Genomic DNA, 18732 nt, shown 5'->3' with positions numbered 1-18732 from the left:
GCAAATCGATGAAAATTCTTTATGAAGGAACATTGAAACAAGACGATCAGCGATTCACGGTTCTCCCGTTATCTATTGATCATTTGCAGCAAATATTAACGTTACAAGACATTGTCATTGAAGCATTGGAAAACAAAGAAATTTTACAACCTCTTACGTCAGAAGAATACCAATATATTTTAGAAGGAAACGGTCTAATGATCGGAGCGTTTGCGGAGGAACAGCTTATCGCGTTTCGCGCTCTCTTAGTCCCTCCGATTGACGAAGAGCATTTAGGCTTAGATATCGGGTTAAGCGAAGAAGAGTTACCTCGTGTCATCTATCAAGAAATATCGATTGTACACCCAGCTTATCGCGGGAATCGGCTACAGAAAACATTGGCCTTCCTCATCATGCAGCAATTAGAACAACTGAACAACACATACGATTATGTTTGCTGCACGGTCGCACCTTTTAATATTCCGAGCTTAAAAGATAAATTCGCTCAAGGAATGGAAATTGCTGCGTTGAAAGAAAAATACGGCAATCGATTGCGCTATATTTTTGTAAAGAAATTAACAGAGGAAAAGCCAAATTGGAGCGACTTCGTTTCCCTTCGTATGGGCGACATCTCCGGTCAGCAAGCTCTTCTCGCGGAAGGCTGGCGCGGAATCGCAATGGAACATCGTGATGGTGAATATTGGGTTCGTTTCGGTAAAAAAGCGAAGTAATCCAAAGAAGGCTTTCAAACGACATACAAACTGTTGAAACATCTCCTGTGCAATTTTTTATTCGGATCGAGAAAATGTTTACGATCAGCTCTAACTTTTCCTTTACAAACTGACGATGGCGTTTTTCAGCTGATTTAACTCTACATTCGATATTATTTTTAGATAAGGTAGGGTTTCTCCTTTCTCTGAAGTCCAATCAGAGAATCCCCTACCTTTTTTATTTATCCTAGCCCAATACTTGATACAAAATTTTATACATCAACCACAGGCGCAATAGATTCATTATATAAAATAGAACCTAGCATTTTTCTTATACTTCAAAACATAATTATATAGATCCAAGTTGAGTTTCCGACATATCTCATCATGAATAGAAGACCGCTTTTCTGCCATAGGCGGCAAATTTAATCTTGGTTCATTTTTTCCACTAGAATCTTTTCTATCTAGAGTATTTAACATGTTCACCAAGAAGTCTCCCACCTCTAAGCAACGTGTAGGTGGGAGAGGTTCATTAAAAATACACAATAAAAACAGGAAGTAGAAAAATTGTGAACGAGAGTAGGATGTTGTAAGCAAGCATGCATAAAAAAAGCTGACTGATTTTACAGTGCAGCTTTCTCATTTCTATACAATCAATCTTTGACAAAATTCAAACAGGGACACACATGTAATCGCCATACAAATATTAATATTTACGTTCAAATGCATACTCTTTGATGGTTGCAACAATTTGCTCGAAGGAATATCGATGATTCACTACATCAACAACAAATTCAATGGCATCATCTTGCGGCATCGTAAAATAGTATCCATTGTATTTTAAAAATTGAACAAGTGCTACAAAGGCAGTTCTTTTGTTTGCATTATGAAAACAATGGTTCTTAGCCAAAGACTCAAATAATGCTGCCGCTTTTTCAAAAATAGTAGGATAAGCATCTTTACCAAACACACTTTGTTGTGAACGGTAGACAGCCGATTCTAACAATGCAGGTTCTTTTATCCCTTTCAGCTCATTTGGAGAATATTTTCCAATAATGAAAAAATTAATCGCAACGACTTCTTCTACGGTTAGATATCTCATCGATCAATAAGCCCCTTGATGGTCTCATCATATTCTTCAAGAGTTTCGTTTAATACTTCAAAAAAATCTTGGGAGATTCCTTTTGGCAAATCAACTTTTTTACTTTTCTTTATAACAATTTTATCCTCTTCAAGCTCCATTTGTATTTCATCTCCTTGATGAATACCAAGCTTATTTAGAAACTCCATTGGAAAGGTAACCCCAAGTGAATTGCCAACTTTTAATACTTTTCGTTCTGCGCTTAACATTTATCTCACCTCTTTGTTATAACCGTTATAACAATTATAACACGAATTAGATTTATAAAAAAGGTTATAGAAGAAAATCTTGAAGTACAACGTTCCACTCCAAATAAGCTTTTGTAGGCTAAATCCAAAGTTTTATTTTCTAATTCAGCGATTCTATGCACCAATTGCCTTATTAAATACTGTCTCACAGTTTTTTGAACCGATATCGAAAGCTTTTGCACCACTTCTTATGAACAATAAAGCTGATTACAATCCATTTTTGAAGTACTTTTTGATCTCGCTTTCCACACTATCTCTATTTACAGAAACGAATTATAAACTCCCCTTATTAACAAAGAGGGCGACTTTCAGGAATGATTCAAAACAACTCCAGCTGCTCCACTTCACCTAATCTGTCGAGCGTTTTTGGTTCATGGTCTTGGAAATAAGCATAGTGGAGCCATTTTTCTTTTGTCATAACTTTTTTATTTGCGTCAGAGGATGGCCGCAGACGGCAGCTATAAATGATTGGAAAATAGTCCCTCAGGAACTTTCCTTCCGCATGAGCTGTAAGCGCAATAATTTGGAAACCGAGCTGTTCAGCCACAAAGAACACAGGACTTAACACATGATCACTGGATGCTTTGCCAAATGGATTATCCAGAATGACCGAGCGATGACGTTTCATATTCGGCTGAATGTGCTGTTTTTTCTCGGCAACATAGTTGAGTATCCCTAAAAAGAGGGTCATGTTCTTACTCCACTTTTCGCCGCCTGACCAGACATTACTTTGTTCCCATGAATAGGAACGCGCTGTCACTTTGTTATCATTTGTTACTTTACGGCAGCTTACTTTCATTGTCTCATTGTTCATGACGACTTGTAAAAGTTGCTTCGACTGCAGCCACATTTCAATTTCTTTTCGCACTTTTCCATCGTCCTGCTTGCCATGTTCGTTCAAAAATCGCTCGGATTCAAGCTGCTGTAAGATCCACTCAATATAATCGCGAATGCGTGTCTTTCCAACTTCCTCTTCCCACTCCGGAATGGAAAAGGTAAAGATTTGCTTCCAATCATCCCCTACTTTCACTCTTGTTTTCTTCGGTATTTGTTTAAGCTCTTCTACTACTGTTCGCAAATGAGAATGAATATGATTAATAAATGCTTGCAGCTCGGCATCTTTTTGACGGATGTGCTCATTGGCATAATTCGTCGCATTTTCGACGCTTCTCATCATGTTTTTCTTAAAGTCGATAATGTCTTCATACGTTTCTTTATGTTCGATCCCATTTAATGCCATCTTCCTCATTTTTACATCTTTGATCAAATGATTACAGAAGTCTCTAAATAAACGTTTCGCCCGTTCCACATTGTTTTTCATCACTTCGACGACGTTTTTACAGGATTGAAGATCATCCGTAATCGCTTTGATAAAACGCTGGCGATGATACGTAAATTCCAAATTTTCTTCCTCACTTAATGGAAGTGCGGCAATCTGTGGCGCGTTAAAATGGTGTCCTTCGACAAATCGATCCAAACTGCGTTCTGCTTCTTCAATGCTTTTTATTGTTTTTTCAATCCGATCTTTTTCTTGATCAAGAAACGCTTTTCGTTTGTCTAAATCTTCCTTCTCCTTTTGCAGCTCTTCTTTTATTTCATCGAGCGATTTAGTAAATCGGAATATTTCTTGATTCGGATAATCTTTTTGAAATTGCTCTAATTTGGATTTCCATTTCCCTTTTTGTTCCTTTTCTTGAGCTAATTTGTTTTGTACATCGTCATTTAGATTTTTGACCTCAACTTTCAATGATGCCATTCTCGCCTTTAGCATTTGTAATAGATGGTAACCATCACTTGGAAACGGCCGCGCTTCGTCTAAATCCGTATGTTCCTGCTTTAGCTCATCAATTTCCTTCGTTAAACGGTCTATTTCTCGCTTTTCACTATCATACTTCGCTTTCCACTCGCCGTACGTCGTTTGAATTTGGCGAATTTTATAGTCTAACTCCTGAATTTTTTCACGAATGACATGCTCACTTTCGCCCGAATAAATCGGTCGCAGCGACTGTAACGACTTATACTCATGATTTTCTTTAATACGATATATATCTCGCTGTAATGAATGGATGCGCTCTTCAATCGCAGCTTTTTGTTCCATGATGTCACGAATACGGATGTTCACACGTTTTATTTCTTTCTCGAGTGAAACAATTGTTTCTTCCCACTGTTTTTGTTTTTTCTGCTCTTCTTCTACTTCTCTTTTATACTGAAAATATTGCTTTCCTTTTTCGATTTTTGCTTCTATCCCTTGCATCTCTTCCCGATAGAGATGTGTTTGGGATTGATAGTGTGCTATTTTCGTGCGTAGTTCGTCAATTCGCGCTCTTTCTTTTTGAATGGTCATTGTCAGCTGCTCGATTTGTCCGACCAATTGCGCATGTGTTTTGTTAAGGTTTTCTACCTTTTCATACGGATGTGACTCGAGAAACCTTTGAAAATCTCGATACACATCTTGCCATGCCTTGATTTCATCTTCTTTCTCTTCACGCAGCTTCGTCGTTTCATTCGCACCCGTTTTTATACTTTCTTTCCAAGCATGAAAAGTTTCCGGATCTATCACCTCATTCCAGTGGCGGGGTTCAATCCAATGATGTTGAAACTGTTCATCGTGGATAGTGACGGCTTCTTCTGTTGAGATCACTACAATCGGGAATTGAAGGCGGTCGTTGACTTGTTTTATTTTTTGAATTAACCGTTCCTTTGACTTAGCTGTCGTGATTAACGTAATCGGCCATAGCGGGAAAGCCTTTTTCTTCACTCGTTCCTCTTCATCTAATGACTGTAAATATTCAACACCTGTCACCAAATAATCAAACTGATTTTTCCACGATTTCAGCTGTTGTTCTAAAAACGCATCACTAAAAAATGCATCTTGCTCGCTATAATCATCGACAAACCGATAGGCCATTCGTTCGCGAACTAACAACGTGTTTCGCTCTTTCGTTCTCTTTTCGATTTGTTCTATCATTCTCATCTTAATCGTTGCTTCATTTATATGCACGCTTTCTAACGTCGCCCACTGGGGTCTAAGAGATGCGAGTTTCTTAATAAGCGCTTTTTCCTCCTGTTGAATTTCTTTTAGTTGATAGGCGATCTTCTCCTGCTCAATTTCCATAGATGAAAGGTCATGTTGGTAAGCTTCTTTTCTCGCTTCCGCTTCTTTTTCCTTTTGAATAAGTTGCTTGACCTCTTGTTGTAAGCGGATGATTTCATCGTCTAACCATTGCTGCCGCTGCACCCATTTTTCCATTTTTTCTTCTATTTGTTCTTGGGACGGATTTGCGAGGAGCTGCTGTTTAAGTTGGTCTATATCCTTTGTTCGCGAATCGATTCGGCTTTTAATTCCAGATAAATGATCACGGGCGTGTCGCTCTTTCCGCTCCAAATCTTCTTTTTCTTTCGTCAATTGTTCGAGCCGCAACTCAACCGGATTCAGTTCATATCGGAGATCTTGTTCTTCTTTTTCGATTGCATCTAACTGCTCCATGAAACATCCTAGTAATGTGCGTTTGGCAATTTCTAATTCATCCGCATAGTTGGTGAGCTCATCTGCTTGGTCAAGCTTTTTCATTTCGTCTTCAATATACGCCAGACGTTCTTCATGTTCTTTTCGTTTCTCTTTTAGTTCCGCTAGTTTTAATGAATAATAGTCTCTTTCCTGTTGAATGAGTTCTTCTTCTTTTTCATCCCTTCGTGCGAGAGCCATTTTATATTGTTGATCAAATTCGTTCCACAACGTCTCTTCCACTAAAATTTCGTAAGAAGCGGATTTCCGTTTATGCGTATCATAGCTGTTTTTCCATTCCTCTAGCTTCTTCCATATAGCTGTTCGTTCATCCTCGCAAAACTGTTTTTGCTTAAGTGTTTCAAGCCATGCACCTTTTGCACGCTGCTTCGCTTTTAAATAAACTAGCTCACTCTGATGAAGCTGTTCATACGTTTGGACATACTTTTCAAGTTCTTGTTGAATAAGCTTGTTTTCTTCGATTGTTTCTTTTAGCTTTTTGTAATGTTTGAAGCTCGTGTGCTGCTTCTCGAACATGTCCGCAAATAAATTCGCATCATGACCAACAATGGAACTTTCGACTGTTGGAATAAGTAAGCGATCAAAAAGCTGGTTCGTGCTTTTACACTCATCAAAGAAAGCTTCTACACCGCCTTCCGAACTATTAATCTTAACAATACTCTCCCATTCACTTGAAATAATGTGGTATTGTTCTTCGATAAACGTCTTGTATTCCTTAATCGTGTTGAAAGTACGCGCAAGAAACGATTTTTCTTTCATATGGCTGTAATAGTCTTGCATCTCTCCCCGCTCAGCCGGTCGTTTTCCGTCTTTTCCTTCGCGAACAAATGGAATGCCTTCAATCCCATTCGGATCATTAGCGCTGTATTCATATACGTAACGCAACGAATCTAAACCATTGTTCGTCATAAATAACGATACCGCTGTCACGACATAACGTCTAGGTTCATTATTCATGATCCATTCAATCGCAATATGAGCAGGGGCATTTTCGAGTTGGAGCGTGTTCTTTATTTTTCGGTCGGCTACATCGACATGCGGCAAAACCGCTTGCAGTACGGTTTGAATAAAAACGGTTTTTCCACCACCATTTTCAAGCAAAATCGCCCCGTTATGTCCGTCAAATCGGAAAATTTCATCGTTGTAACGTTTTAGTCCTTCTTCATACACCACGTTCGTCAGCCGAATTTTACTGATCGATGGCATCTTCTTCCTTCCTTTCAAATCCGTAAATAAATTCGAAAATTCCTTTGTTGTATTCCACTTCCATAAAGAAGCGCTGTATAATCGTTTTCGCTTTTTCCGTTAATGTCACTTCATCATTCCCAATATCAACAATAAGCCCTTGATCAATTAAAAATCGTCTTACGGTATCGATAAAGCTTAAGCGACTGATTGTGTTGCCGCTTTGTTTCTTCGCTGTCTCTTTTATATCATCCATCGCATCCCATTTTTCGATAATTAAGCTCCAATTATAAGAAAACTCTTTTTCAAATTGTTTTAATTCCTCTAAGTCATGCTCTTTTAATTGATCAATGCGCTCTTGGACGAGGTGCACCCACTCATCTAGACGAAGAAAGGTTCTCGTTGGTTTTTCACTTTGATATGTGTCGTAAAAACTTCCGAATAATATAATGGTTGCAAAATATAATAAATAAATGTCCCCGTTTGTTGCCCCTGTGCGAAGATAATTTCGTTTAATCCAATCGTTGCTGACATGAAAAGGCGAAAGCTTCGTACGCGGCACTAAAAACATTTGCTCACTCGTAATAACAATGACACAATCTACTTCTCTGCTAAACATATCCAATAGTCCACGAATATCATCATCGGCTTTGTAAAGCTGAACCGCTTGTTGACCAACAACACCATCGCGAGCTAGTTTCATATATAGTTGAAAAGCTTGAATAATTTTTTGTTCAGGATAATTCATCATTGTTCACTCACCGTTATGATCATTTCTTGAATGGAAAATCGCTCACATTTTTCAATGACACCTTGACCTTCTTGAACGTTCAGTATGTTCGTTCCAAGAAGGGAGAGCGCGTCTCCGAGCAGCGTATTTCCTTCCTCCTCTTGTATTTCGCCGTTTTGAATGGGGGAACGCTGGTGCATAATAATCCAAAAATCGTAAAAATAGCGCTGTTCATAAATGTGTGACTGTCCTATTTCATCTAAATAATTCATAAATTGCGAGAGGGTATGGCCTCGATTATGTTCACAAGCTTCCAAAAATAAACACATTAACTCCTTGTATTTGGACATTAACCATCTTCGGTAAAGGTCGTCACCGCTTCCCTCTTCTACTTCAATAAACCCTTTCTCGACTCTTTCGTCACGTTCTTCCGTAATATTTTGTTCCTCTAAAACGGCTAGCGGTGACCAAAACTGATTTTCTTCAACCTTTAAAAAGGGATGTAATACTCCTTTCATTGCTTCTAGTGGAAGAGGCGTGGAAACAATATAAGAAACAAGATCCTGGTCAAAATTAAAGGAATGAAGACCGGTATAATAAAGAGATTCTTGTGCTGAGACAAGAGTAGTATTTTTTAAAGACAAAGCTTTGTCTAGCAGACTTGAATGGGCGTAGTGCACCGATTCTAATTCCCGGGTAATTTTCAAGATGAGTTCATATGTCTTTTTTTCTTTCTGATGAACATCACGCGAATAGAGGCGCTCTCTCGTTTCTTTGACAAATTCACGCAGCTCTTTAAACTCTTCGTCTTCTCTTGCTAATCTGTTGTATATATCTTCAAGAAGTTGTTTATATCGTTCAAACGTTTCTTCTGAAATAATACTTCGCTGAATTTCATGTTTTAACTTCACTATACGTTCTTCCAACGTTTCTACATCAATCCTCATTTCATTGATTTGTCGCAACGCTCCATTAAACTCCCCTTTTTCTAATTGCTTACGAAGCATTAATTGATTGATCGATAACTGGAATTCACTGTAAAACTCCTTTGTCGCAAACAACAACTCCAGTCCATCTTCATCGAGCGTGTAATATTGCGTATTCGTTTTGACATCGAAATTATTCGCTTTTAAAATGGAGTATTCAATGGTGCTTCCTGTTCTTTCCTCCCAATCGTAAAAGGAATAACTTCGCTTTCTCCCCGTCGTCGGCCGAAACGTTTGAATAATCGACCGGGCTAATCTTTCATACGATGCTTCATCTAATACGTACTCGTTTTCTGTCAGTTTTTTCAAAAAAGAAGCTAATTGCTTCACACCAGTTTTGTACTGTCTCATCAGTTTTTGTTCAAAGAAAAATAACAAGGTCAGTAACCCGAGACCTTTCATATCAATAGGCTGATTGTGTTGATCCACCTCACGTTTTCGATCGAGATCGAATAGAGGGTCGAAAAGCGCCAGCCTTCTCATGCGTTCGCGATAGCCGTTCGTTACATCGAGTACATTTAGGTTGTCCAATTCGACTCCCTCCAAATTTGTTGTAATTCGTGCGTCTTTATGATTTCTTGCGGATAGTACATGCCGATTTCGAAAAGAGACTTTAGCTGTGACTGTTCTTCAGCTGTAAAAAAGCGAAGAAACGCTTCCAGGGCTTCCGTCCGTTCTTTTTGATACTCCTTGCCAGCTACTGCGTCCTTTTGTAAACAAGCTCGGTAAAAAGGAAGAGCTAATGAAACGGGCTGTTTCTTTGTTAAAAAATACCAGATAGAAATCCCTTCACGATCGATATCTCCAAAATAATAGAAATGATGGTGTGCGTCTACGGGGTATTGCATGGAGAACTGCTCGATGCTGCTAATCACTTTTTTCCCGCTTCCGTAAATGAGTGTCGAAAAAGCGGTCTCTTTAAGCACTGGGAGTAAACCTTGGTACGTTGTTTTATTTTCAACAATTAGGTGAAGTTGAGTTGTTTCGTTCACTTTTGTTGGGTTGACGGCAAACATTAAAGGTTCGGAAACGGGAATAATGTGAAGGCTGTTAAAAATTCCGATTCGTTCTAATAGTTCTTTTCCTCCGCCATCTGTAATCCATTTCTCATCGCCGACTAATTCAACACTGCGCTCCGGTGCGGGAACAGGCTCAGTCGGAAAGGAATACCTCTTCAAGTAATTATCGATTTTCATAATCATAGGTAAATCATTTTTCCAAACGGACGGATCCTTACGGTAATACCAATCGATCTTAATCGATGGGTGAATCATATTTCGATAATGCTGCAGTTCTTTATGAAAATCTCCCATTAATAGACTCTTATCAATCCGATAGTGAAACGCTAAAGACGGGGATCTTGTTGTACGCCCTTTTGACTTTACCATCTCAAGAATGCGCTCATCCTCTAACTGTAAAATCGTTTTGGAAAATTCATCGTATGTATGAATCCAAGGCTTGATTAACTCTTCAAGCTCACCTAGTGAAATCGTTTTCTTCGGAAAAGTAGCTAATAATCTTTTCAATTGTTCCATTTGAAAACCTCTCCCAAGTGAATACTTCCCTATATATCTTTCTTTTTCCGCATATGTACTACTAATAATAACATCATCAACCATAGCCATTCGATCAATCCATCTCCCGTCTGTATTTCTTCCATTTTACCATAAACTTTGACAGATGAATCGCATGGAATTCAAGATGTGGGCTCCAAAGGAAATGTTCTTCGTCTTCTCGCAGGTGAAATACGGTGTGGGAGCGATCCGTTTCGCGAGAAAATAGCGGGTAGTTGAGGATAGTGATCATAATAGTTGATGGCAATACCGCGAATTCTTGTTCCTTGGAAAAGGATAAGGAAAACAACTGCCCCCAGTCATACAGTACCCGCTCGGTCATATCGTGTTGGTGCGTCACTTGGACTTCAATGTTCATCTTCTCACTTCAGGCGTAAATCGAGCAAACATAGCTATCTTGAACTTATTACAAATTAAGTTATTTAGTTTCATCACAACATTTTGTTTTGAATACAATTAAGTGTAATTGAGCAGCTTTTAGATGAAATAAATAAAAATAAGTGCAAATGAGTGAATTTTGCAGTATATTTTCTATAAATTAGGATATATACTCCATCTTTAAGGAGTGCACAGTATATACATGATAAGGAGGAAGAGAAGGAGATGGAAACTGTAATTCGCGAGAAATCTAGTATAAGGGAATCAATTATTGAGTCGTTGAAAGAAGTTGAGTTAATGCATAAGGGTAAACTTCCTAAAAAAACATGGTGTGAAACGATGAAAGAAATTGAGTCAGAGCGTTCATAATGTATACACTCGAAAGCGTTTACGGAGCTGTCGATCAGACTAGCCCTCCTCCCACTAAACAAATGACCTCCCGTTTAAGATTATCTATTGTTCTTTCTCAGCCATAAAAAAATCCCCTCAGAATAGACTCCCAAGAACGTCACTGTCTATCTGTAGGGGGAATATCGCCTTTTTATGATGCTTATTCATAAAAAATGTGAAATCTCTTCCACGTTTCTTCTAAATCGGATAAATGCTTTTCAACTTCGCTCCGCTTTCTACGGCCAACTTCGGTAATAAGGGCATTGATTAAACTTAACGGCGCGACAAATGAGTCGATAAACGACGGCATTTCCGTCGGAGCGCATAATGTAACATTTCCATAAGGGACTAATGGAGATAATAGGTGGTCTGTAATAGCGATAATTTTTGAGCCGCGGTCTTTCGCAAAAGCAACCGCTTCGATTGTGCTTTTTGTATAGCGGGCAAAACTGAGCGCAATCACAACATCATCTTCGTTAAGGCGAAACAGCTTTTCCGATATACCATGCGGATTGCGGATGAGTTCAGCGTTCTCCAGTAATACATCGAGATAAAACTCTAAAAATGTTCCTAGCGAAACGGCGCTTCGGTTCGCAATGATGAAGATTCGCTTCGCCTCAATAATGTATTGCACGGCCTGCCGGAATGATTCCATGTCCATTTGCGCCGACATCGCTTTTATTCTTTCAATGTCTTCTTGAAACATGTCGAAAACCGCTTTATCTTCTGAATCATATACTTCTCCAGAGATTTCCAGCCGCTCTACCGTTGTCAATTGCCGCTTCACCGATTCTTGCATCGCCCGCTGCCATTCCGGATAGCCGGAAAATCCTAAAAACATCGCGAAACGGACAACTGTCGCTTCGCTCACTCCGGTCATTTTCGCAAGCTTTCCTACAGTAAAAAATGGAACTGCCTCCGGATGATTGAGTACGTATTTCGCGATTTTCCGCTGCGCCCGACTCATCTCGGGCAACTTTTCGGCAATTAATCGGTAGACTTCATTCATCGTTTTTCATCCTTTTTTAACAGCAAGCTTATTCGTTTACTATTATAAACGATTGGTTACTTGCCGAATAGCTTTTTCATGTGCTTCGATCGTCCGAGCAATATCTTCTTGCGTATGAGCAACGGACACCGAATAGCGATTGCCTGGTTTCGCATACACCCCTAGTGACAACAGTTCGTAATCAATTTTTTCCCGCAATTTTATATTTGCTTTTGCCAAATCACGATAATTTTTCACCTCTTGTTCCGTTAAGACGATGTTAAAGCTACTTCCCAATCCAACGGTTTTCATCGGTATGCCATAAGCATGATAGACATTTTCCAATCCTTCACGGAGCATGCTTGTCATTTGCAATAGTTTCGTCATCGTACCTTCTTGTTGCAAAACATCTAACGTCGCGAGCCCCGCCGCTAAGATGGTCGGATGGCCGTTATACGTGCCGCTATGAAACAATGTGTCCGTTTTGTTCGCTTTCTCGGTCTCTATCGACAGCGCGTCTTTGCCGCGGCGAGGATCCATTTGTTCCATCATTTCTTTTTTCCCTCCTACCGCTCCAATAGGAAACCCACCGCCTAATACTTTCCCCAGGGCCGTAAGATCTGGATCGATCCCGTAAACGGTCTGTGCCCCTCCGTAAATGATGCGGAAGCCCGTTTTTACTTCATCAAAAATAAGAACAATCCCAAGTTCTTTCGTTATCGCACGAAGCTGTTTCATAAAAGTTGCATCCGCTGGAATAAATCCTCCTTGAACCGGCTCTAAAATAACGGCTGCGAGACGATGTTTCTGTTTTCGCAAAATCGTTTCGGTCGCTTCGATATTATTAAATGGCAGAATAATCGTTTCATCTGTATATTGAGCAGGAATTCCTTTTGACTCCGGCACCGCTTTCGGTTCTTTTTCGTCCCCCGCTTCAGCAATGGACGGATTTACACTGATTAACACTTGGTCATATCCGCCATGATAATGTCCCTCAAATTTTGCAATGGCCGTTTTTCCTGTAAATGCCTGCGCTAAACGAATCGCAAGCAATGTAGCCTCTAATCCGGAATTCGTATAACGTACCATTTCCACGCTTGGAAATGCATGAATAATTTTTTGGGCCATCACCATTTCCAGTTCATGCGGCGTACCAAACACGGTAGTGCCATCGTTCGCCATTTGCTGGATGACCGCTTCGATAACCTTTGGGTGCCCATGCCCTAAAATGAGCGCGCCATAACAAAGCAAGTAATCGATATATTCGTTGCCGTCAACGTCCACTAGATGGCTTCCCTTCCCTTTTTGCATAATGATCGGATGCGGCGCAAAATATTTAATATTGGCTGTGACTCCCCCCGGTATGACTTCCTTCGCTTTCTCATGTAAATGAAATGAATGTTTCATCCTGCTGGCTAGCATGCCATCTAATTGTTGATCCCCCACGATTAACACCTCTTGAAATTAATTTTTCTTGTAATACATTTATATGAAATTTTTATTTCATTTTACACACTTTTTCACTGTATGTAAATAAAAATGTGACTATTTTTAATTTTAAGATAAATAAAAGAGGATGATGAAAATCATCCTCTTTTCACTCAACACTACATAGCCGCATTGGAAAGTTTATTCGTTTCTTTCGGTCTTCTCGATTGAGCAACCCCAACGATGATCAACAACACGATCCCTATACCGCTATACATCATATTCGGTGAGATGAGGAAAAGCCCGGAAATAAACAGGACTATTCGCTCCCAAACATGTGTTTTTCTAACAAGGTACCCAGTCATAGCACTGCTCACGCCGATCATCCCGATAATCGCTGTGGCTATGGAAATCGTTAAAAACAACGGTTCCGCATCAATTAAAATCATTTGCGGATTCAGCACGAAGACGTATGGAATGATATACGCTGCTGTCGCTAACATAAACGCCCGCACTCCTGTCATAAACGGGTTCGCTCGTGCCAGTCCTGCTCCTGCATACGCAGCTAAGCAGACAGGCGGTGTAATATCCGCAACAATTCCGAAATAGAAAACAAACATATGAGCCGCTAACACCGGAACATCGAGTCCTAACACTAATGCTGGTGCAGCCATTGTCGCGGTTACGACGTAGTTTGTCGTCGTCGGCAGCCCCATTCCTAAAATGAGACAAGCAATCATCGTAAAGAATAACGTTAAAATGAGCGATCCTCCCCCGAGAGCGATAATTCCATCTGCGATTCGTCCGCCCCAACCGGTTTGGACGACAACGCCGACAATAATGCCTGCAGCCGCACACGCAGCAATTACCGGAAGCGCAACACGGGCGCCTTCTTCAAGAGCTTTTACGATTTGCCATGGCGTCATTCTCGTTTCTTTCCGTATTAAGCTGACGAGAAACGCAACGAAAATGGCGGCCAATGCAGCACGCATCGGCGTTTTGCCGGAAAGCAGTGTGTAGAAAATAACGACAAGCGGTAAAATCAAATAGCCTCGTTCCATCATCAGTTTTCGGAAGCTCGGCAGCTCGGATTTCGGCACACCGATAATTCCTTGCTTTTTTGAATCGAAATGTACGCCTAAAAAGACACCAAGGAAATATAAAACGGCAGGAATAATCACCGCTAACATAATTTGGCTATACGGCGTGTTTGTGTACGAAGCCATAATAAACGCGGCCGCTTCCATTACCGGTGGCATAATTTGCCCTCCTGTAGATGCAGAAGCTTCTACCGCAGCGGCAAATTCCGGCTTATAACCGGCCTTTTTCATCATTGGAATGGTAAACGATCCCGAACCTACAGTATTTGCCACAGAACTCCCCGAAACCATCCCTTGCAAAGAGCTTGCGACAACAGCCGCTTTTGCTTGTCCTCCAGTAAAATAACTTTCTTTTTCTCGTATTCTAACAATCTTCGACATACTTCGTGGCGTGCCAGTCACTATTTCTGAACAGCAACACATTGGAAAAGAGCGCTTTGAAAATGATCGGGAAAACAGTTAGCTCAGCGGCGCTTTTTCCTTCTTTCTCATTGCCAGCGGGATATACGCACAGAATGGTTCGCTTTCCATATAATCTCCTGTAACCGCATACGCTCTAGCGCGAGAGCCGCCACAAACATAACGGAATTCGCAAACGCCGCATTTTCCTTTGTATTTGTCAGGCTGACGCAAATCTTTAAATACCTTTGACTCTCGATAAATTTTCGAAAGAGGGGTTTCGCGAACGTTTCCGCATACAATCGGAAGCAGGCCGCTTGGCATGACATCGCCAATGTGAGAAACGAACACGAATCCATTCCCGTCGTTAACGCCTTTAGGAGCGCGCTTCAAGCCATCGATCATTGAGGCTGTATCGCTTGTAATCGTATCCTCATAACGAATTTCACCGTTTTTAATTTTATGTTCGCGCATTTTTTGCTGCAGAACGACACGTCTATAATGCTGTGCTGCGGTTGTTTTAATATCATAAGGCGCTGTTTTGCTCAGTTCATATAGCCAGAGAAACACTTTTTCGTGCTCGGCAGGGGTAATGCAGTCATTCATCTGCCCTCTTCCAGTTGGAACAAGCAGAAAGATGTACCACATGACCGCTTTCAGATCCGCAACCAATTTCGCCATTTCTTCTAGATGGTCATAATTGTAGCGTGAAATGACCGTATTAATTTGCAACGGCATGTTCAATTCGTTTAAGTATTTTATTTTTTCAATTGTAAGTTCAAATGAGCCAGGTGTTCTGCGGAAACGGTCATGAATTTCCGGTGTTGGCCCGTCAAGGCTAAAAGCCCAGCGCGAAAGTCCCACTTGTTTAGCCTTCTCCATTTTTTCTTTCGTCACATTCGGTGTGGCGCTTGGTGTGATGGAGACGCGCATGCCTTTTTTAATGGCATAATCCGCCAGTTCAAAAAGGTCTTCCCGCATCATGCAATCGCCGCCAGTGAAAACAAGCATCGGATTATTCATTTCGTAAATGTCATCGATCAGCTTGAGTCCTTCTTCATGCGTTAATTCCCTTGGATCCGGAACAGGCTGCGCATCGGCTCGGCAGTGAACGCATTTAAGCTGGCATGCTCTTGTTACTTCCCAAATGACAATAAAAGGGTTTTCATTATAATTGATATCCTCGATATGATGTAGATGTCCATTTCCATGCATTTTCATCACCAAACTTTATTTTTTTGCCATGATGTTCCTATAAGTTCATTATAATCTTGTTCGCTGATTTCGCATGAAAAGTTTGTTACAATATTTCTACATTCCCAATTCCAACTAACAACCACGTAAATTCTGCCCAAACGAATCAACGTTTTCAGATGAGGAAACGCAACAAAAGACAACGACCCGAAAAGCCATAAAATCAATCGAGGACGAATCTGAAGTAATCAAGGCATTCTTGTCAACGTAGCATTTAGGTTCATCATAATCGATTTTCAAATGCTCTTGATAATGTAGTGGAGAGTTAGTGGAGAGTGTGATTAAGCGAAACATTGCTTAACGAAGAATTATGCTTCAAAAATGTGTTCATATCTTTTCATATTATGAATTCGATTCGTAACCTAAATTACAATTTCGATAGAAATAATTGATGCAATCTACGTAGAAATCACAAAAACGTGTTATAATGATAGAGATCATTAAAATGAAGAAAGGGGCGCTTCGAATGGACAAAATTACGAATGAAATGATTTTGCAGGCGATTAAAGAACTGGCTGACCAGTTAAAAAATCATACGGAAGGAACGAATAAGCGTTTTGAACAAATCGATCAGCGTTTTGAACAAATCGATCAGCGTTTTGAACAAATCGATCAGCGTTTCGAACAAATCGAACAAAAGATCGAACAGATGAATAAACAGCTAACCGATGTGGCTAACGGTCAAAAAATTCTCGTAGAAGAATTGTTTGACAATAAAAAGGAAATTAAACGAATCAAAACTGTCTTAAACATGTATTAACCTTACGTATGGATCGATTTTTCTATTTGGACAAAAACTTGATTCAATTGCCAAACGGATCGCGAAACGAAAACCGCATGACGCCTGAAATCGGCTTATCGTCTCGTGTTGGTACATCATTATAGCGTCTGACTTCTTCGATGTTTTCTACTTCAAATGCCAGACGGCTTTTACTGTTGTTCCCGTCACGCTATCCACAACGATATGCAACTCGATATCCTCTACTTTGTGCTACAGACCGCCATTTTCAGGCTTTTCATCTTTTTCATTTTAGAACTCAAAAAGTAACATCTTCGCCATTTTGTTACGTCAGATGTCACTGTTAATTTTCTTCGACTAACATCTCTGTCGTGACGAACAATTTAACAATTTTCTTCTAGTGTATGATCCTCAGTTCATTACAAGTTTCTTTTGTTTTTCGTTTTTCGCATAAAAAAAATCCCGCAGCTTTACGCCACGGGGAAAAGCAAAAATTTATTCCGGTTTATAGATCCCATACTTTACAATCTTAAGGTAATCATCAAGTTCCCTTATCGAAGACTCCATACTATTCATGATATCAATTTGCTTATTTTTGTATAGAGCCCAATACTTATTAGACAGCTGATCAACGATCAACATGGTCATGTTGACCACTGTGTCAACAGAAATATCATCTCTAAGTTTTTCCGTTTGGATAAGGTCTTTAATATAAACATGCTCTAGCAAAAAATCTCCCTGATATGTTTCGTAGTATTTCTTAATAATTTCTTCCATTTCCTTCTTTACTGCCACAGGTGGATTGACGAGGGCATCCGAGATGAACTGTGATTCTTGAAGATACTGAACCGCTAGTTTTTGTTTCAACAGTGCTATTTCTTTGATCCTTTCAAAGTAATCATCCGATTGAATTTTTCTAAACGCCTCCATTGTTTTTTCTGTCAGAAGATCCAGCACATAATTCACTAAATAAAGGTATAAGTTTTTCTTGCTCTTAAAATAATGGAAAAGGATCCCCTTGGAAATTCCCGCCCGCCTTGTAATAACGTCTGTAGAGGTTTTTTCATAACCATTTTTCACAAACTCCTCGATAGACACTTTAATAATTAAATCTTTTTTTCCTGCGGTTGTTTTTCAAAAGCGGAATACAATTTTAACACCTCTAATTTTATTAGACTGCTATATCTTTCTTTCTATATACCATATATGCCATTACGATACTGATTAAAATGACCGCAGCCATAACAAAGATATATAGAGGTTCAATGGCATTATCATTAATAATTGGTGCAGGGTCCACATATTTAAACGGGCTGAAATATTTTAGGAACTCTATGTCTTCCGATATCCCTGACAAAATATTCATAAAGTAGGTAACTAGGACAACCCCCAGTGAAACTGAAAGGATGTTTCGTGTTTTTTTCATGATCGAAGACAACATAAACGCAAGCGCAGCGAAAGTCAAATGTAGCAATATCGCTGCCACGATTAGTAAAGTAAAAGTGTCTGTCGGAACTTCTTGGTCTTTTGTAAATTGAAATCCAATGATACTTGCTATCGTCGAAACCCCATTAAGGATAAAAATATTAACCAAAACAACAAAAAGCTTTTCTGTTACGATTTGGCTTCTTGTAATCGGCTTTGACAGCAAAAATTCGATCGTTTTTTCATTTTCTTCCTTCGCCAGAATATTGGATGCAAGAATTGCCGAGTATATGCTTCCTAAAAGGGTGGTCATCGCATAGACCCTTACACCGTAATAACCCATTAAATCACCAATATTTAATTGATCCAATCCAAACGCTTTTATCATCGATTCCGGTAAGGACTCAAGCAGTTTTGTCATTTCTTTTTGCTGCTCCGCAAACTGAGGAAAAATACTTAACGTCAATAAAATAAGACTGCCGAGTACGATGCTCCAAATGATCAATGATTTTATATTTCGTTTAAACTCTCTTTTGAAAATCATTTTGTATC

General features: G+C 39.7%; 15 protein-coding genes and 2 pseudogenes. 3 read left to right on the top strand and 14 right to left on the bottom strand.

Annotation, left to right across the window (positions count from 1 at the left end; genetic code table 11):
• Positions 1–8 precede the first annotated feature (8 nt).
• On the top strand, positions 9–710 hold the full coding sequence (locus tag EDD69_RS09800) for a GNAT family N-acetyltransferase (protein ID WP_132948777.1): 702 nt from the start codon (positions 9–11) through the stop codon (positions 708–710).
• A gap of 685 nt (positions 711–1395) precedes the next feature.
• Here the strand turns inward: EDD69_RS09800 and EDD69_RS09795 are convergent.
• The 7 genes from EDD69_RS09795 to EDD69_RS09765 form a co-directional block, all read right to left on the bottom strand.
• Positions 1396–1791 carry a type II toxin-antitoxin system death-on-curing family toxin gene (locus EDD69_RS09795; RefSeq protein ID WP_004888889.1) on the bottom strand — a complete coding sequence of 132 codons (396 nt, stop codon included), beginning with the start codon at positions 1789–1791 and terminating at the stop codon, positions 1396–1398.
• Complete coding sequence (locus EDD69_RS09790) at positions 1788–2039, bottom strand: AbrB/MazE/SpoVT family DNA-binding domain-containing protein (protein WP_004888888.1); 252 nt, start codon at positions 2037–2039, stop codon at positions 1788–1790. Before EDD69_RS09790 ends, EDD69_RS09795 begins: the two co-directional genes overlap by 4 nt.
• 358 nt (positions 2040–2397) lie before the next feature.
• A complete protein-coding gene (locus tag EDD69_RS09785) occupies positions 2398–6810 on the bottom strand; it encodes a coiled-coil domain-containing protein (RefSeq protein ID WP_132948776.1) in 4413 nt (1470 codons plus the stop codon).
• Positions 6794–7537 (bottom strand): DUF6063 family protein, encoded by a 744-nt coding sequence (locus tag EDD69_RS09780; protein ID WP_132948791.1) that lies wholly within the window; start codon positions 7535–7537, stop codon positions 6794–6796. The genes EDD69_RS09785 and EDD69_RS09780 overlap by 17 nt, the downstream gene beginning before the upstream one ends.
• Positions 7537–9036, bottom strand: a complete 1500-nt coding sequence (locus EDD69_RS09775; protein ID WP_132948775.1) for a replicative DNA helicase — start codon at positions 9034–9036, stop codon at positions 7537–7539. Before EDD69_RS09775 ends, EDD69_RS09780 begins: the two co-directional genes overlap by 1 nt.
• Positions 9024–10040 (bottom strand): Wadjet anti-phage system protein JetD domain-containing protein, encoded by a 1017-nt coding sequence (locus tag EDD69_RS09770; protein ID WP_132948774.1) that lies wholly within the window; start codon positions 10038–10040, stop codon positions 9024–9026. Before EDD69_RS09770 ends, EDD69_RS09775 begins: the two co-directional genes overlap by 13 nt.
• 94 nt (positions 10041–10134) lie before the next feature.
• Positions 10135–10437, bottom strand: a complete 303-nt coding sequence (locus tag EDD69_RS09765; RefSeq protein WP_243643092.1) for a PD-(D/E)XK nuclease family transposase — start codon at positions 10435–10437, stop codon at positions 10135–10137.
• 245 nt (positions 10438–10682) lie between these two features.
• Between EDD69_RS09765 and EDD69_RS15365 the strand changes: the two genes are divergently transcribed.
• Positions 10683–10826, top strand: a complete 144-nt coding sequence (locus tag EDD69_RS15365; RefSeq protein ID WP_165871767.1) for a hypothetical protein — start codon at positions 10683–10685, stop codon at positions 10824–10826.
• Positions 10827–11007: 181 nt separating this feature from the next.
• Here EDD69_RS15365 and EDD69_RS09760 read toward each other — a convergent pair whose 3' ends face one another.
• The 4 genes and pseudogenes from EDD69_RS09760 to EDD69_RS09745 all read right to left on the bottom strand — a co-directional run bounded on the left by EDD69_RS09760 (position 11008) and on the right by EDD69_RS09745 (position 15977).
• The gene (locus tag EDD69_RS09760) at positions 11008–11856 is read right to left on the bottom strand and encodes a MurR/RpiR family transcriptional regulator (protein WP_132948773.1); all 849 of its coding nucleotides are present in this window, start codon (positions 11854–11856) and stop codon (positions 11008–11010) included.
• Positions 11857–11898: 42 nt separating this feature from the next.
• Positions 11899–13257 carry an aspartate aminotransferase family protein gene (locus tag EDD69_RS09755; RefSeq protein ID WP_165871768.1) on the bottom strand — a complete coding sequence of 453 codons (1359 nt, stop codon included), beginning with the start codon at positions 13255–13257 and terminating at the stop codon, positions 11899–11901.
• A 185-nt stretch (positions 13258–13442) separates the two neighbouring features.
• Positions 13443–14705: pseudogene (locus EDD69_RS09750) on the bottom strand (TRAP transporter permease); the annotation flags it as partial.
• A 117-nt stretch (positions 14706–14822) separates the two neighbouring features.
• Complete coding sequence (locus EDD69_RS09745) at positions 14823–15977, bottom strand: TIGR04053 family radical SAM/SPASM domain-containing protein (RefSeq protein ID WP_132948772.1); 1155 nt, start codon at positions 15975–15977, stop codon at positions 14823–14825.
• Between the two features lie 505 nt (positions 15978–16482).
• Here EDD69_RS09745 and EDD69_RS09740 point away from each other — a divergent pair.
• Positions 16483–16776, top strand: coding sequence for a hypothetical protein (locus tag EDD69_RS09740; protein ID WP_165871766.1), 294 nt, complete (start codon positions 16483–16485; stop codon positions 16774–16776).
• Between the two features lie 43 nt (positions 16777–16819).
• Here the strand turns inward: EDD69_RS09740 and EDD69_RS15565 are convergent.
• The 3 genes and pseudogenes from EDD69_RS15565 to EDD69_RS09725 form a co-directional block, all read right to left on the bottom strand.
• Positions 16820–17034: pseudogene (locus EDD69_RS15565) on the bottom strand (VOC family protein); the annotation flags it as partial.
• Positions 17035–17250: 216 nt separating this feature from the next.
• On the bottom strand, positions 17251–17835 hold the full coding sequence (locus EDD69_RS09730; protein ID WP_243643091.1) for a TetR/AcrR family transcriptional regulator: 585 nt from the start codon (positions 17833–17835) through the stop codon (positions 17251–17253).
• A gap of 91 nt (positions 17836–17926) precedes the next feature.
• Positions 17927–18724 (bottom strand): ABC transporter permease, encoded by a 798-nt coding sequence (locus EDD69_RS09725; protein WP_132948770.1) that lies wholly within the window; start codon positions 18722–18724, stop codon positions 17927–17929.
• Positions 18725–18732 lie beyond the last annotated feature (8 nt).

It is taken from the genome of Thermolongibacillus altinsuensis (genome assembly GCF_004341205.1).
In the GTDB taxonomy this organism is placed as follows: Bacteria; Bacillota; Bacilli; order Bacillales; family Anoxybacillaceae; genus Thermolongibacillus; species Thermolongibacillus altinsuensis.
Note: the sequence above shows the minus strand (reverse complement) of the source record. Positions and strands in the feature narration are given on the sequence as shown.

Bases quoted from the DNA above. Each gene is read 5' to 3' on its own strand.
- EDD69_RS09765 (WP_243643092.1), bottom strand. From the start codon at position 10,437: ATGAACATTGAAGTCCAAGTGACGCACCAACACGATATGACCGAGCGG.
- EDD69_RS09760 (WP_132948773.1), bottom strand. From the start codon at position 11,856: ATGAATGAAGTCTACCGATTAATTGCCGAAAAGTTGCCCGAGATGAGT.
- EDD69_RS09745 (WP_132948772.1), bottom strand. From the start codon at position 15,977: ATGCATGGAAATGGACATCTACATCATATCGAGGATATCAATTATAAT.
- EDD69_RS09800 (WP_132948777.1), top strand. From the start codon at position 9: ATGAAAATTCTTTATGAAGGAACATTGAAACAAGACGATCAGCGATTC.
- EDD69_RS09725 (WP_132948770.1), bottom strand. From the start codon at position 18,724: ATGATTTTCAAAAGAGAGTTTAAACGAAATATAAAATCATTGATCATT.
- EDD69_RS09755 (WP_165871768.1), bottom strand. From the start codon at position 13,257: ATGCTAGCCAGCAGGATGAAACATTCATTTCATTTACATGAGAAAGCG.
- EDD69_RS15365 (WP_165871767.1), top strand. From the start codon at position 10,683: ATGGAAACTGTAATTCGCGAGAAATCTAGTATAAGGGAATCAATTATT.
- EDD69_RS09770 (WP_132948774.1), bottom strand. From the start codon at position 10,040: ATGGAACAATTGAAAAGATTATTAGCTACTTTTCCGAAGAAAACGATT.
- EDD69_RS09790 (WP_004888888.1), bottom strand. From the start codon at position 2,039: ATGTTAAGCGCAGAACGAAAAGTATTAAAAGTTGGCAATTCACTTGGG.
- EDD69_RS09795 (WP_004888889.1), bottom strand. From the start codon at position 1,791: ATGAGATATCTAACCGTAGAAGAAGTCGTTGCGATTAATTTTTTCATT.
- EDD69_RS09740 (WP_165871766.1), top strand. From the start codon at position 16,483: ATGGACAAAATTACGAATGAAATGATTTTGCAGGCGATTAAAGAACTG.
- EDD69_RS09785 (WP_132948776.1), bottom strand. From the start codon at position 6,810: ATGCCATCGATCAGTAAAATTCGGCTGACGAACGTGGTGTATGAAGAA.
- EDD69_RS09780 (WP_132948791.1), bottom strand. From the start codon at position 7,537: ATGAATTATCCTGAACAAAAAATTATTCAAGCTTTTCAACTATATATG.